We start from the raw sequence: 13,210 nt of genomic DNA on the forward strand, positions 1-13,210 counted from the left end.
GCGCCGCTGCGTCGGCCCCAGGTCCCGTCCTTATCTCCCGCATACCGCGCCTGTAGTACACGCGGCGCGGTACGGGGCCGGTGGTACTGCTGCCCGGCTTCGACCGGGTCTCCCCCGCCGGGATGACGATGATCGATCCGCTCCACGGCTGAATCCACGGCGGACGCGGCCGGGGCGGCGGGCGTGGCGTCGGTTTTGTGCCGGTTGTCAGGTGATGATGGCGCAGTGCGACTTGATCACGTGTCCTATGCGGTGGCCCGCGACAGCTTCGTCTCGACCGTCCAGTGGATCGGATCGGCCCTCGGCGCCGGGTTCGTCGACGGGGGCGTGCACCCGCGGTTCGGCACCCGCAATTTCGTTCTCCCGCTGAGCGGCGGCACCTACGTCGAGGTCGTCACCACGCTCGACCACCCCGCCGCCGACCGCGCACCCTTCGGCCAGGCGGTCGCGCGCCGCGCCGCCGAGGGCGGCGGCTGGCTCGGTTGGGTGGTCTCCGTCGACGACATCGCCCCGGTCGAGGCCCGCCTCGGCCGCCTCTCGGCCGAGGGCCACCGTGTCCGCCCCGACGGGTTCGACCTGAGGTGGAAGCAGATCGGCCTGCTGGAACTGCTGGAGGACCCGCAGCTGCCCTACTTCCTGCAGTGGTTGGTCCCCGTCGAGGAGCGCCCGAGCGCCGACCCGCGCACCTCCACCACCATCCACGGGCTCTCCATCGCGGGCGACGCCGCCTCCATCGCCGAATTCCTCGGCGAACCGGCCGACCACCCCCTCGACCAGATCGACGTCACCTGGGTCGAGGATGAGGAACCGGGCCTGGTCTCGGTCGAGTTCGCCACCGCCCACGGCCCGGTCACGATTTAGTCGGCCCGCGGCCTGACCAGGCCCGACTCGTAGGCGACGACGACCAGTTGGGCCCGGTCGCGGGCGCCGAGCTTGGCCATGGCCCGGTTCACGTGGGTCTTGACGGTGAGCGGGCTGACCTCCAGCCGGCCGGCGATCTCGTCGTTGGACAGGCCCGCGGCGACGTGGACGAGGACCTCGCGCTCCCGGCCGGTCAGCGCGGCGAGCCGCTCGGCGTGGGCGGCGGCCGGGACGGCGGCTCCGGCGCCGCCGCCCTGGGCGAGGAAGGTGGCGATGAGCCCCTTGGTCGCGGCCGGGGACAGCAGCGCCTCGCCGGCGGCGGCGACACGGATGGCGTTCAGCAGCTCGTCGGGCTCGGCGCCTTTGCCGAGGAAGCCCGAGGCGCCGGCCCGCAGGGCCGACACCACGTACTCGTCGACCTCGAAGGTCGTCAGCATGACCACGCGGACCGCGCCCAGTTCGGGGTCCTCGCCGATGAGCCGGGTGGCGGCGAGGCCGTCCGTGCCGGGCATGCGGATGTCCATGAGCACCACGTCGGGCCTGGTCCGGCGGGCGAGCTCGTAGGCCTGGGCCCCGTCGCAGGCCTCGCCGACGACCTCCATGTCGGGCTCGGAGTCGACGAGCACCTTGAAGGCGCTGCGGAGCAGGGCCTGGTCGTCGGCGAGCAGGACCCTGATGGGCGTCGGCGTCTCTTCCACGGCCCGACCCTACGCGGCCGGGGCGCGCCGGAGGGGCCCCGGGGTCAGCCGAGGGACAGGACGACCAGGGCCACGGTCGCGGACACCTCGGCGACGGCGCCGAAGACGTCGCCCGTGACCCCGCCGAAGCGGCCCGTGCACCGGCGCAGCAGCACCTCCGCCACCGCGAGGGCGACGAGGACGGCGGCCGCGTGCCGGGCGGCGGAGAACGGGCCCATCGGTGCGGCGGCGGCCGCGGCCAGGCCGGCGACCGCCACGGCGGCCAGCGCGGCCGCGGCGCGCGGGACGACCCCGGCGACGGCCGCGCCGAGCCCTTCGAGGCGGGCGGGCGGCACCCCGTCGCGGGAGGCCAGGGTCATGGCGAGGCGGGCGGTGACGGCCGCGACGACCGCCGCGAGACCGCCGCGGACCCAGCCGTCGGCGTAAAGGTCGTACAGCGCCCCGGCCTGCACGAGCAGCACCAGCAGCAGCGCCACCACCCCGAAGGGGCCGATGTCGGACTTCTTCATGATGCGCAGCGCCTCGGCGGCCGGTTTGGCGCTGCCCAGCCCGTCGGCGGTGTCGGCCAGGCCGTCCAGGTGGAGCCCGCGGGTCAGGGCGGCCGGGACGGTGAGGGTGACGGCGGCGGCGAGCAGCGGCCCGCCGCCGAGGACGAGCAGCAGCACGCCGGCGGCCGCCGCGAGCAGGCCGACGACGAGCCCGGCGAGCGGCGCGCAGGCCATGCCGGTGCGGGCCGCGGGCCGGTCCCAGCGGGTGATGCGGGCGGGCAGCACGGTGAGGGTGCCGAAGGCGAAGCGGAGGCCGTCGGGCAGCGAGGCCCGCTCGGCGGGCGGCGTCAGGCGCGACGGCGCAGGCTGATCATCGAACGAATCTGTCATCGGCGCGAACGCTACCCGCTCGCCGGGACCGGTAAATTGCCCAATACGGGCCAAACGGGGAGCTGCCACGACACAAGGAGCGGGCGGGATGGGTCACTGGTGGTACCGCAACATCGTCGAACCGGGAAAGCTCCCGCTGCTCTTGGCCCTGCTGTCCTTCGTCCTGTCGTTCCTGGTCACGCGCGTCATCACGCGTCTGATCCGGGCCGGGAAGGGCCCCTTCAGGAACGTCACCCCCGGCGGCCTGCACGTCCACCACGTCGTCCCCGGCGTGGTCCTGGTGATCATCGGCGGCTTCGGGGCCATCGGCAGCGGCGCCCACGGCTTCGGCTCCCTGCTCTCCGCCGTGCTCTTCGGCCTGGGGGCGGGCCTGGTCCTCGACGAGTTCGCCCTGATTCTGCACCTGGACGACGTCTACTGGAGCGAGCAGGGCCGCAAGAGCGTCGAGGTCGTGGTGCTGACGGCCGCCCTGGTGGCCTTGGTCCTCAGCGGGTTCCTGCCGTTCGGCGTGAACGACCTGACCCCGGACGAGCGCGAGAACCGCGGCCTGGTGGTGGTGAACATCGCCGCGAACTTCTTCCTGGCCCTGATCGCCCTGTGGAAGGGCAAGGCGCGCACCGCGCTCTTCGGCACGGTGATCCCGTTCCTGGCGCTGATCGGCGCGGTGCGCCTGGCCCGGCCGGGCTCCCCGTACGCGAAGAGGTTCTACGCGAACCGGCCGCGGGCCCGGGCCAAGGCCTCGCTGCGCGCCTTCCACCACGACCGCCGCTGGGCGGCCCCGCGCCGGAAGTTCGAGAACTTCATCGGCGGCACCCCGGACCCGGAACGGACAGCGGCGGCGGCCCCGAAGGAACCGCCGCCACACTGAGCACCCGCCCTCGCGCCTCCCGGAGACTCAGCCCGGGATGAGCCCGTCGTCGCTGAGCATCTGCCGGACCTCGTCCAGCGAGGCGTCGGGCGCCGGCAGGATCAGCTCGGACGGCTCCAGCGCATCGTCGGGCAGCGGCTCGCCGAGCCTCCGCACGGCGTCCAGCAGGGCGCCCAGCGTCCGCCGGAAGCCCTCCTCGTCGCCGCCCTCCATCTCCTCGAGCAGCTCGTCGTCCAGCCTGTTGAGCTCGGCGAAGTGGCTGTCGGCCACCGTCACCTGCCCTTCCCCCATGATGCGGACAATCATGCCGGGCCCCGTCCTACTGCTTGTCGAACCGGTGCTGGTTGTGCTGCTGCTGGGCGGTGCCCGGGGCGCCGCCCTCGATGGCCTGCTGCTGCGCGGACGGGCCGCCGGCCAGCTCGGCCTTCATGCGCTGGAGCTCCAGTTCCACGTCCGTACCGCCCGAGAGGCGGTCCAGCTCGGCCTGGATGTCGTCCTTGGCGCCCAGGCCGCTCTGGTCGTCGAGGGCGCCGGAGGCCAGCAGCTCGTCGATGGCGCCGGCGCGGGCCTGGAGCTGGGCGGTCTTGTCCTCGGCACGCTGGATGGCCACGCCGACGTCGCTCATCTCCTCGGAGATGCCGGAGAAGGACTCGGCGATCCGGGTCTGGGCCTGGGCCGCCGTGTACGTGGCCTTGATGGTCTCCTTCTTCGTCCGGAAGGCGTCCACCTTGGCCTGGAGGCGCTGCGCGGCCAGCGTCAGCTTCTCCTCCTCGCCCTGGAGGGTCTGGTGCTGCACCTCCAGGTCGCTGACCTGCTGCTGGAGCGCGGCCTTGCGGGAGAGGGCCTCGCGCGCCAGGTCCTCGCGGCCCAGCGCCAGCGCCTTGCGGCCCTGGTCCTCCAGCTTGGCGGACTGGCCCTGGAGCTGGTTGAGCTGGAGCTCAAGCCGCTTGCGGGAGGTGGCCACGTCGGCGACGCCGCGCCGCACCTTCTGCAGCAGCTCCAGCTGCTTCTGATACGAGTAGTCGAGGGTCTCGCGCGGGTCCTCGGCCCGGTCAAGGGCCTTGTTCGCCTTCGCGCGGAAGATCATCCCCATACGCTTCATGACACCGCTCATGGGCTTCGCGCGCCCCCTTCTGACGGACTTCGCTCCAGGTCACATTGCGATCCTCGATCACCCGAGATGACCGCCACAGAACCCACAGTACGGGCCCTGCCTCCATTACCGCACTGTTCGTGGACGGATGCGCTCCTCCTCCAGGACGACTGCGTCCCCGCCCGGATCAGGCGTAAGGAGTAGGTGCTTCCCCGATGCTCCCCCGACACCGCCGGACCCCGGCCGGGGTCCGGCGGTGTCGGGGGAGCACGAACCCTGCACCACTCCAGACGCCCGCCGTTGCCGGATCGTTCCCCGACGGGGTGGGGTACCCGGCCGCAACCACGTAGGCTTGGGTTTTGTGTTTGGTAGCCGCTCCTCCAAGGAAGAGAAGGCCGCCGCCACCGACAAGGTGAGCGCCGACCTCTCGAAGCCCCGTGACCCGCAGGCCCCCAAGGGCCGCCCGACGCCCAAGCGCGCCGTGGCCCAGTCGCAGCGCAAGGCTGTGGTGGCCTCGACCGGCGACCGCAAGGAGGACGCCCGGCGCGCCCGCGAGCGGCGCCGCGTGGAGCTGGCCAAGCAGCGCGAGGCGCTGGCCAACGGCGACGAGCGCTACCTGCCCGCCCGCGACAAGGGCCCGGTGCGCAAGTTCGTCCGCGACTTCGTGGACTCCCGCTTCTCCGTGGCCGAGATGTTCCTGCCGCTGGCCGTGGTCATCCTCGTCCTGAGCATGATCCGGGTGCCGCAGATCCAGAACGTCGCCCTGCTGCTGTGGCTCGCCGTGATCGTCCTGATCATCGTCGACTCCGTCGGCCTCGGCTTCCGCCTCCGCAAGGCCCTCAACCAGCGCTTCGCCGACCAGCCGCGCCGCGGCGCGGTGGCGTACGGCCTGATGCGCACCCTCCAGATGCGCCGCCTGCGCCTGCCGAAGCCGCAGGTCAAGCGCGGGGAACGACCCTGAGCGCAAAGGCGCCCGCAGGGTCGGGGGACGGCTTCTCCGGGGGTGCCCGGCTGTGGCTCGAGGGCCTCGGCGGACTGCGCAACGCCGTCCGCCAGGAGCTCGTGGGCCGACAGGTCGAGGAGCAGATCGCCCAGCGCTTCCCGGTCGGGCAGCGGCTGCGCGTCCTCGACGTCGGCATGGGCCAGGGCACCCAGGCGCTGCGCCTCGCCCGCGCCGGGCACAAGGTCACCGGCCTGGAGATGGACCCCGACATGCTGGCGGTCGCCCGTACCGCGCTGGAGTCCGAGCCCGCGGGCATCCAGGAGCGGGTCCTGCTGATGGAGGGCGACGGCCGGGAGACCGGCGCGCACTTCACCCCCGGCAGCTTCGACGTGGTGCTGTGCCACGGCGTACTGATGTACGTGCCCGAGCCGGACGCGATGCTCGCCGGGCTGGCCCGGATGCTGGCGCCCGGCGGCCTGCTGTCCCTGCTCGTGCGCAACGGCGACGCCCTCGCGATGCGGCCCGGCCTGGGCGGCGACTGGTCGGGGGCGCTGTCCGCCTTCGACACGATCGACTACACGAACCGGCTGGGCCTGGACGTCCGGGCCGACCGGCTGTCCGAGCTGACGGCCACGCTGTCCGGGATCGGCGCACCGCTGCAGAGCTGGTACGGCGTCCGCGTCTTCACCGACGGGACCGAGGCCGGCGAGCAGCTCCCGCCGGACGAGGAGCTGGAGCAGCTCCTGGCGGCGGAGGAGCGGGCCGGCCGGACCGATCCGTACCGCGGGGTCGCGGCGCTGCTGCACCTGTGCGGCGTGCGCGGCTGATTCCCCGCCCTGCGACACGGGTGCGCCCCGGGTCCCCTGACGGGACCCGGGGCGCACCCGTATCTGCCGTGGACCGTCCCCGGCCGGTCAGGCGTCCAGCGCCTCGCGCAGGCTCATCGCGTACAGCTCGACGCCGTTGTCGTCGGACAGCTTCACCCGCTCGGCGCCGCCCTCCAGCAGCTGCTTCCAGTACTCCCCGATCCAGGACTCCGCATCGCCCTGCGTGGTGAACTCCTCGGGGGTCACCGCCGGGGTCGTCTCGGTGCCCTCGGCCGTCTCGAACCGCCACGTCCACGCCATGTCCGCCTCCGTTGCTCGTCCGCTGCTCATCCGCTGGTCGCCTTGAGTCTGCCCGCAGAGTAGCCGGGCGCGCACCACTCCCGGCGACGCGGGAGGATCTTCTCGTGGAACTCACTCTGCTCGGCACCGGCACACCCGAAGGACTGCCCCGCCCCGGCTGTCCCTGCGCGGCCTGCGCGGTCAGCGTCGGCCCCCGCGCGCGGGCCGCGACCTCCCTGCTCGTCGACGGGGCCCTGCTGCTCGACCTGACCCCCGGGGCGGTCTTCGCCGGTGCCCGCGCCGGCCACTCCCTGGCCGGCGTGCGCCAGGTCCTGCTGACCCACCCGCACGACGGGCCCCCCGTGGAACTGCCGCCGGGGCTGCCGGCGGCCGGGCGGGTGCCGGACGGGCGCGAGCTCGCGGTGATCAGCGGGCACCGGGTGCGGGCGGTGCCCATGGACGCACCGGGCACCGGGTACGAGGTGACCGGCCCGGACGGCACCCGGCTGCTGTACCTGCCGCCCGGCGGGGCGCCGGCCGGGACGCCCTGGAGCCTGGCGCAGCGCCCGTACGACATGGTGCTCGCGGACGTGCTGGGCCGGCCGGAGGCGCTGGCGCGGCTGCGGGCCTCCGGGGCGGCCGGGCCGACCACGGACGTGATCGCCGTACACCTGGACCACGACGTCCCTCCGGGGCGCGAGCTGGAGCGGCGGTGCGCGGCGGCCGGGGCGCGGGCCGTGCCGGACGGGACGACGGTGACGGTGGGCGAGTACCACGCGGTGCCGGACCTGCCGCGCCGGACGCTGGTGCTGGGCGGGGCCCGCTCGGGCAAGTCCCTGGAGGCGGAGCGGCGACTGGAGAGCTTCCCGGAGGTGGTGTACGTGGCCACCTCGGGCTCCCGCGAGGGCGACACCGAGTGGGCGGCGCGGGTCGGGCTGCACCGGGAGCGGCGGCCGGCGAGCTGGCGGACGGTGGAGACCTGCGAGCTGGTGCCGCTGCTGTCGGAGGGCGGGGAGCCGCTGCTGATCGACTGCCTGGCGCTGTGGCTGACGGACGCGATGGACCGGGTGGGCGCCTGGGACGACGCGGTCTGGGCCGGGCAGGGGCAGAAGGACCTGCGGGAGCGGACGGCGGAGCTGGTGGCGGCGCTGCGGGCGACCCGGCGCACGGTGGTGGCCGTCAGCAACGAGGTGGGCTCGGGGATCGTCCCGGCGACCGCATCGGGACGGCGCTTCCGGGACGAACTCGGGCGCCTGAACGCCGCGGTGGCCTCCGAGTGCGAGCACGTCCTGCTGGTGGTGGCCGGTCAGGCGCTGGTCCTGAAGGACTGATCCGGCGCACCGGTCCGACCCCGGGGGCCGCAGCGGCGGGACAGGCTTGGGCAGGGCCTCACCGGCTGTACGCTCTGGCAGATGACCACGCTGAATCTCGACGACTTCTCCGATCTGATCGAGCGCCCCGACGGCGGCGTCCGGCGTGACGCCGAGGAGCGCCGTGAGCGGCTGGCCGTGCCCGCCGGGGCACTCGGGCGGCTCGACGAGCTCGCCGAGTGGCTCGCCGCCGCGCAGGGGCGGGTTCCGGTCAAGCCGATCGAGGCGCCCAAGGTCGTCCTGTTCGCCGCGGACCACGGGATCGCCGCCGCCGGCGTCTCCGCCCGGGCCGCCGGCTCCGCCCACGCACTGGTGCGCTCCGTGCTCGACGGGGCCAGCCCCGTGTCGATCCTGGCGGGGCGGCTCGGCGCCTCGGTGCGGGTCGTGGACGCCGGGCTGGACTGCGACCCGGAGCTGCTGCCGCAGGATGTGGTCCGCCACCGGGTGCGCCGCGGCAGCGGGCGCATCGACGTCGAGGACGCGCTGACCCGCGAGGAGGCCGAGGCGGCCCTGCGGCTCGGCATGCGGATCGCCGACGAGGAGGCGGACTCGGGGACCGACCTGGTGGTCCTGGGGGACCTGAGCGTCGGCGGGACCACGGTCGCCGCGACGCTCGTCGCCGCACTGTGCGGCACCGACGCCTCGGTGGTGACCGGCCGCGGCGGCCTGCCGATCGACGACCTGACGTGGATGCGCAAGTGCGCGGCGATCCGCGACGCGCTGCGCCGGGCCCGGCCGGTCCTGGGCGACCAGGTGGCTCTGCTCGCCGCGGTCGGCGGCGCGGACGTGGCCGCCATCACCGGCTTCCTGCTCCAGTGTGCGGTGCGCCGTACGCCGGTCGTCCTCGACGGCATCGTCTCGGCGGCCTGCGGGCTGGTGGCCCAGCGGGCGGCGTTCCGGGCCCCGGACTGGTGGCTGGCCGGGCAGGCCAGCGGCGAGCCCGGCCAGACCAAGGCCCTGGACCGGATGGCACTCAACCCCGTGCTCTCCCACGGCGTCACCGTGGGAGAAGGAACCGGGGCACTGCTTGCTCTTCCGCTGGTCCAGGCGGCCGCCGCGCTCGCGGCGGAACTCCCGGAGCGGCCGGAACTCCCGGAGCAGCCGGAGCGGCCCGAGCGGCCGGAGCAGGAGCCGAACGACTGAGCCGCCGGGGGACAGGGTCTTGACGAGGCCATGACCCCCGGACCCGGCCACCCATGGACGGCGGCGCCCCATATCATCGCGTTTCATGGGAGAGGCCCGCTTGACCAGCGAACAGACCGACCGGATCGCCACTCAGGCCGCAAAGGCCCCACAGGGTGCGCAGCCGAAGAAAACACCGCAGTCCGCCACCAAGGACACCACCAGGGAGACCGGCAAGGACGGCGCCAAGGAGACCAGCAGCAAGGACACCGGGAGCAACGCCGGCAAGAAGGACGAGGGCGGGGGCCGCGACACCGGGCGCGGATCGGCCCGTTCCCGGCGCAGCGCCGCCTTCGCGGTCTGGTACCTGCGCGCCGTCACCTTCGTGAACTTCCTCAGCGCGGTGTGGGTCTCCCTCGGGCAGGACCTGCGCCGGCACAACACCGCCGACTTCTACACCCCGTACCTGCTCACGGCGGGCTTCGCCTCCGGCCTGTTCTCGCTGCTGCTCGCCGTCACCATGGGCCGGCGCAAGCGGGCCGCGTGGATCCTGAACCTGGTCCTCGGCGGCCTGCTCCTGCTGGCCTTCGCCACCGCCGCCTTCGCGCCGTGCACCAGCGGCGAATTCAACCTGTGCTACCCCGAGTTCCGGGACCACACCCAGAACTGGATCTCGCTCGTCCTGACCGCGGCCTTCGTCGCCGCCCTGGTCGTGGGCCGCAAGGAGTTCTACGCCAAGGGCGACCGCTCCAACCCCAAGCTGGCCACCGCCGTCGCCGCCGTCGGCCTTCTGGTCACCTCGCTGGCCGCCGCGCTGATCGTCGGCGCCGCCAACACCGACCCCGACGCCGCCGACGCCACGTTCCTGGCCCGCTGGCGCTACGGCGCGATGCGCCTGATCACCCTGGACCCCAACGCCCGCGACTACGCCTCCATCACCACGCCCGCCTGGGTCGACGTCGTCATCAACGTGATGTCGATGATCCTGCTGCTCGCCGTGCTCCTCGCCGCCTTCCGCTCGCGCCGCGCCGTGGACCCGATCACGCCCGAGGACGAGGACAAGCTGCGCGCGCTGCTGGCGAAGCAGGGCGACCGCGACTCGCTCGGCTACTTCGCCCTGCGCCGCGAGAAGTCCGTCATCTGGTCCCCCACCGGCAAGGCCGCCGTCACCTACCGTGTCGTCGGCGGCGTCTCCCTCGCCTCCGGCGACCCCATCGGCGACCCCGAGGCCTGGCCCGGCGCCATCGACCCGTGGCTGGCCGAGGCCCGCGAGCACGGCTGGGTGCCGGCCGTGATGGGCGCGAGCGAGGAGGCGGGCCAGATCTACGCCCGGCACGGCCTGGACGCCCTGGAGCTGGGCGACGAGGCCATCGTCGAGACCGCCGAGTTCACCCTCGAGGGCCGCGCCATGCGCACCGTCCGGCAGGCCTTCAACCGCGTCAAGCGCGCCGGCTACACCGTCCGCATCCGCCGCCACGCCGACATCCCGGCCGAGGAGATGGCCGAGCTGGTGCGCCGCGCCGACGACTGGCGCGACGGCGCCACCGAGCGCGGCTTCTCCATGGCGCTGGGCCGCCTGGGCGACCCGGGCGACGGCCAGTGCGTGATGCTGGAGTGCAGCGACGGCAACGGCGACCTGCGGGCGCTGCTGTCCTTCGTGCCGTGGGGCCCCAAGGGCCTGTCGCTGGACCTGATGCGCCGTGACCGCGATTCCGAGAACGGTCTGATGGAGTTCATGGTCATCGAACTCCTCGAACGTTCCAAGGAGATCGGCGTCACACAGGTCTCGCTCAACTTCGCGATGTTCCGCTCCGTCTTCGAGCGGGGGTCCAAGCTCGGCGCGGGTCCGGTGCTGCGCCTGTGGCGCTCGCTTCTGAGCTTCTTCTCCCGCTGGTGGCAGATCGAGTCCCTCTACCGGGCCAACGCCAAATACCGCCCGATCTGGGAGCCGCGGTTCATGCTCTTCGAGAAGAGCTCCGACCTTCTGCGGATCGGCATCGCGGCGGGCCGGGCCGAGGGCTTCCTGGAGGCTCCCGGGCTGCCGAAGTGGCTCAACCGCAGACATCTGGAGACCAATCGTTGACGGCTTGGACGACCACCCCACTGCGGCGGTTCGCCCGCCGTGAGTGGGGGCCCCTGCTGAGGACCGTCCGGGACGCCCTCGTCCGCGACCGCTGGCGAGCCGCCCCGATGACCCTCGGGGCGGTCTGCCTCACCTCGGCATTCCAGGTCGTCCAGAACACCCCGTGGGGGTTCCAGCCCGTCCAGGACCTCGGGTCGGTCAAGGCCGCCGACCCGTTCTGGCTGGCCCTGCTGCGGACCCCCCTCTCCCTTTTCGTCCCGGCCCTCGACCTGCCCGTGTGGGGGGCCCTCGCCCAGATCCTGCTGGTCTTCGGGATCGCCGAGGTCTGCATCGGCTGGTGGCGCACGCTGCTGATCGGCTACGTCGCCACCCTCGCCGGGACCACGTACGCGCGGATCGGGCTCTCCCTGGGCCCCGGCCACCCCTTCGGCCTGCCGGTCGCCGACCGGGTCGTCAACGACACCGGCCCGTCGGCGGCGGTCGTCGGCCTCGCCCTCTACCTGTGCTGGCGCTACCGGGCGTACCTGACCGGCGCCCTGGTGATCGCCGTCATGATCGGCGAGGTGCTCGTCAAGGACAACCTGGCCGGCAAGGAGCACCTCGCGGCGATCGCCGCCGTCATGGCGCTGTGCCTGGTGCGCGCCGCCCGCCGCCCGCAGCCCTGCTCCGCCCCGCCGCCGCACCGCCGGCCCCCGGCCGCGCCCGCACCCCCGCGGCCACCGCGCCCCGGCGGCTGACGGGCCGCCGACCGGCCGCCGACCGGTCCGCCCGGACCGCCCGGCCGCCCGCACTGCCCGGCTCCGCCCGGGAAGGCAGGCCGTACCGTATCGGGGTGACGACAGACCTCGGGCCGTTCGCCCGCACCCGGCGGTGGCTGCGGGCCCATCCGCTCGCCTTCGACGCCGTCCTCGCGCTCGGGGCGCTCGTCTCCATGGTCGTCGGCTCGTTCGCCGACCCGCACGGCCCGCACGGGCCCACCTTCGGCACCCGCACCCCCGAGCCGTTCTCGCTGCTGCTCATGGTGCTGGCCGCGGCCGCGCTCGTCTTCCGGCGCCGCCGGCCCCGCGCGGTGCTCGCCGCGACCATCGCCCTGTCCCTGCTGGAGCTGACCACCGGCGAACCCCGCGCGCCCGTCGCCATGTCGACCGTGATCGCCCTGTACACCCTGGCCTCCCGCACCGACCGGCCCACCACCTGGCGGATCGGCCTGCTCACGATGGCCGGGCTGACCGGCGTCGCCATGCTGGCCGGCCCGCTGCCCTGGTACGCGCAGGAGAACATCGGCATCTTCGCCTGGACCGGGATGGCCGCGGCCGCCGGCGACGCCGTCCGCAGCCGGCGCGCGTTCGTCGACGCGATACGGGAGCGGGCCGAACGGGCCGAGCGGACCCGCGAGGAGGAGGCCCGCCGGCGCGTCGCCGAGGAGCGCCTGCGCATCGCCCGCGATCTGCACGACGTGGTCGCCCACCACATCGCCCTGGTCAACGTGCAGGCGGGGGTGGCCGCGCACGTCATGGACAAACGGCCCGACCAGGCCAAGGAGGCCCTCGCCCACGTACGGGACGCCAGCCGCTCGGCACTGAACGAACTGCGCGCCACGGTCGGCCTGCTGCGCCAGTCCGGCGACCCGGAGGCCCCGACCGAGCCGGCGCCGGGGCTGGCCCGGCTCGACGAACTCGTGGACACCTTCCGGCACGCCGGGCTGCCGGTGAAGGTGATGGTGGAGCTGGGCCGGGACCCGGGGCCGCTGCCGGCCGCCGTGGACCTCGCCGCGTACCGCGTCATCCAGGAGGCCCTGACCAACGTACGCAAGCACGCGGGCCCGGGGGCCCGGGCCGAGGTCAGCGTGGTCCGGGTCGGCGCCTCGACCGAGGTCACCGTCCTCGACGACGGCGGCACCGGCGCCGACCCCTCCCCCGCGGCCGCCCCGGGCGGCGGCCACGGCCTCCTCGGCATGCGCGAACGCGCGGGCGCCCTGGGCGGCTCCTGCTTCGCGGGCCCCCGCTACGGCGGCGGGTTCCGGGTACATGTGGTCCTGCCGGCCTGAGCGGTGCGGCTCGACGTCCGGAGCGTACGGCTCGGGCCCGCCATCTCCCCCTCGAGGGGCCGGGGCGGGGCGGTGGCTGCCCACCCGCCTCCCCGGGGTGCGGGGTCGGCGCTCGGCGGGACCCCGGCGGCACGGAGGTGG

The 13,210-nt window shown here is 74.1% G+C and carries 14 protein-coding genes; 9 read left to right on the forward strand and 5 right to left on the reverse strand.

Annotated elements, in window-relative coordinates; translation table 11 throughout:
* Window positions 1–225: 225 nt before the first annotated feature.
* The gene (locus ABZ924_RS25395; RefSeq protein ID WP_361914049.1) at window positions 226–861 is read left to right on the forward strand and encodes a VOC family protein; all 636 of its coding nucleotides are present in this window, start codon (window positions 226–228) and stop codon (window positions 859–861) included.
* Here ABZ924_RS25395 and ABZ924_RS25400 read toward each other — a convergent pair.
* The gene (locus tag ABZ924_RS25400) at window positions 858–1,559 is read right to left on the reverse strand and encodes a response regulator transcription factor (RefSeq protein ID WP_361914052.1); all 702 of its coding nucleotides are present in this window, start codon (window positions 1,557–1,559) and stop codon (window positions 858–860) included. The genes ABZ924_RS25395 and ABZ924_RS25400 overlap by 4 nt on opposite strands.
* 44 nt (window positions 1,560–1,603) lie before the next feature.
* Complete coding sequence (locus ABZ924_RS25405; protein WP_361914055.1) at window positions 1,604–2,437, reverse strand: adenosylcobinamide-GDP ribazoletransferase; 834 nt, start codon at window positions 2,435–2,437, stop codon at window positions 1,604–1,606.
* A gap of 88 nt (window positions 2,438–2,525) precedes the next feature.
* On the opposite strand from ABZ924_RS25405, the gene ABZ924_RS25410 reads away from it, so the two are divergent.
* Window positions 2,526–3,305, forward strand: a complete 780-nt coding sequence (locus tag ABZ924_RS25410) for a hypothetical protein (RefSeq protein ID WP_361914058.1) — start codon at window positions 2,526–2,528, stop codon at window positions 3,303–3,305.
* 27 nt (window positions 3,306–3,332) lie between these two features.
* On the opposite strand, the gene ABZ924_RS25415 is transcribed toward ABZ924_RS25410, so the two are convergent.
* Both ABZ924_RS25415 and ABZ924_RS25420 read right to left on the reverse strand, forming a co-directional pair.
* Window positions 3,333–3,611, reverse strand: coding sequence for a hypothetical protein (locus tag ABZ924_RS25415; protein ID WP_361914061.1), 279 nt, complete (start codon window positions 3,609–3,611; stop codon window positions 3,333–3,335).
* A 13-nt stretch (window positions 3,612–3,624) separates the two neighbouring features.
* Window positions 3,625–4,419: a PspA/IM30 family protein gene (locus tag ABZ924_RS25420; protein WP_361914063.1), complete on the reverse strand. Its 795-nt coding sequence runs from the start codon at window positions 4,417–4,419 to the stop codon at window positions 3,625–3,627.
* 331 nt (window positions 4,420–4,750) lie between these two features.
* On the opposite strand from ABZ924_RS25420, the gene ABZ924_RS25425 reads away from it, so the two are divergent.
* Entirely contained in the window at window positions 4,751–5,359 is a 609-nt protein-coding gene (locus ABZ924_RS25425; protein ID WP_361914066.1) for a DUF3043 domain-containing protein, read from the forward strand.
* 101 nt (window positions 5,360–5,460) lie between these two features.
* Window positions 5,461–6,168, forward strand: a complete 708-nt coding sequence (locus tag ABZ924_RS25430) for a methyltransferase domain-containing protein (protein ID WP_361914069.1) — start codon at window positions 5,461–5,463, stop codon at window positions 6,166–6,168.
* Between the two features lie 87 nt (window positions 6,169–6,255).
* On the opposite strand, the gene ABZ924_RS25435 is transcribed toward ABZ924_RS25430, so the two are convergent.
* Window positions 6,256–6,498, reverse strand: coding sequence for a hypothetical protein (locus tag ABZ924_RS25435; RefSeq protein WP_361914072.1), 243 nt, complete (start codon window positions 6,496–6,498; stop codon window positions 6,256–6,258).
* 74 nt (window positions 6,499–6,572) lie between these two features.
* Here ABZ924_RS25435 and ABZ924_RS25440 point away from each other — a divergent pair, with 74 nt between their 5' ends.
* The 5 genes from ABZ924_RS25440 (at window position 6,573) to ABZ924_RS25460 (ending at window position 13,069) form a co-directional block, all read left to right on the forward strand.
* Complete coding sequence (locus ABZ924_RS25440) at window positions 6,573–7,778, forward strand: bifunctional adenosylcobinamide kinase/adenosylcobinamide-phosphate guanylyltransferase (RefSeq protein WP_361914074.1); 1,206 nt, start codon at window positions 6,573–6,575, stop codon at window positions 7,776–7,778.
* A gap of 81 nt (window positions 7,779–7,859) precedes the next feature.
* The gene (gene cobT, locus ABZ924_RS25445) at window positions 7,860–8,960 is read left to right on the forward strand and encodes a nicotinate-nucleotide--dimethylbenzimidazole phosphoribosyltransferase (protein ID WP_361914077.1); all 1,101 of its coding nucleotides are present in this window, start codon (window positions 7,860–7,862) and stop codon (window positions 8,958–8,960) included.
* 85 nt (window positions 8,961–9,045) lie between these two features.
* Window positions 9,046–11,022 (forward strand): phosphatidylglycerol lysyltransferase domain-containing protein, encoded by a 1,977-nt coding sequence (locus ABZ924_RS25450; protein ID WP_361914080.1) that lies wholly within the window; start codon window positions 9,046–9,048, stop codon window positions 11,020–11,022.
* Complete coding sequence (locus ABZ924_RS25455; RefSeq protein ID WP_361914083.1) at window positions 11,019–11,759, forward strand: hypothetical protein; 741 nt, start codon at window positions 11,019–11,021, stop codon at window positions 11,757–11,759. The genes ABZ924_RS25450 and ABZ924_RS25455 overlap by 4 nt, the downstream gene beginning before the upstream one ends.
* A gap of 95 nt (window positions 11,760–11,854) precedes the next feature.
* Window positions 11,855–13,069, forward strand: a complete 1,215-nt coding sequence (locus tag ABZ924_RS25460; protein ID WP_361914086.1) for a sensor histidine kinase — start codon at window positions 11,855–11,857, stop codon at window positions 13,067–13,069.
* Window positions 13,070–13,210 lie beyond the last annotated feature (141 nt).

This window comes from Streptomyces sp. NPDC046876 (assembly GCF_040645035.1).
Classification (GTDB): Bacteria; Actinomycetota; Actinomycetes; order Streptomycetales; family Streptomycetaceae; genus Streptomyces.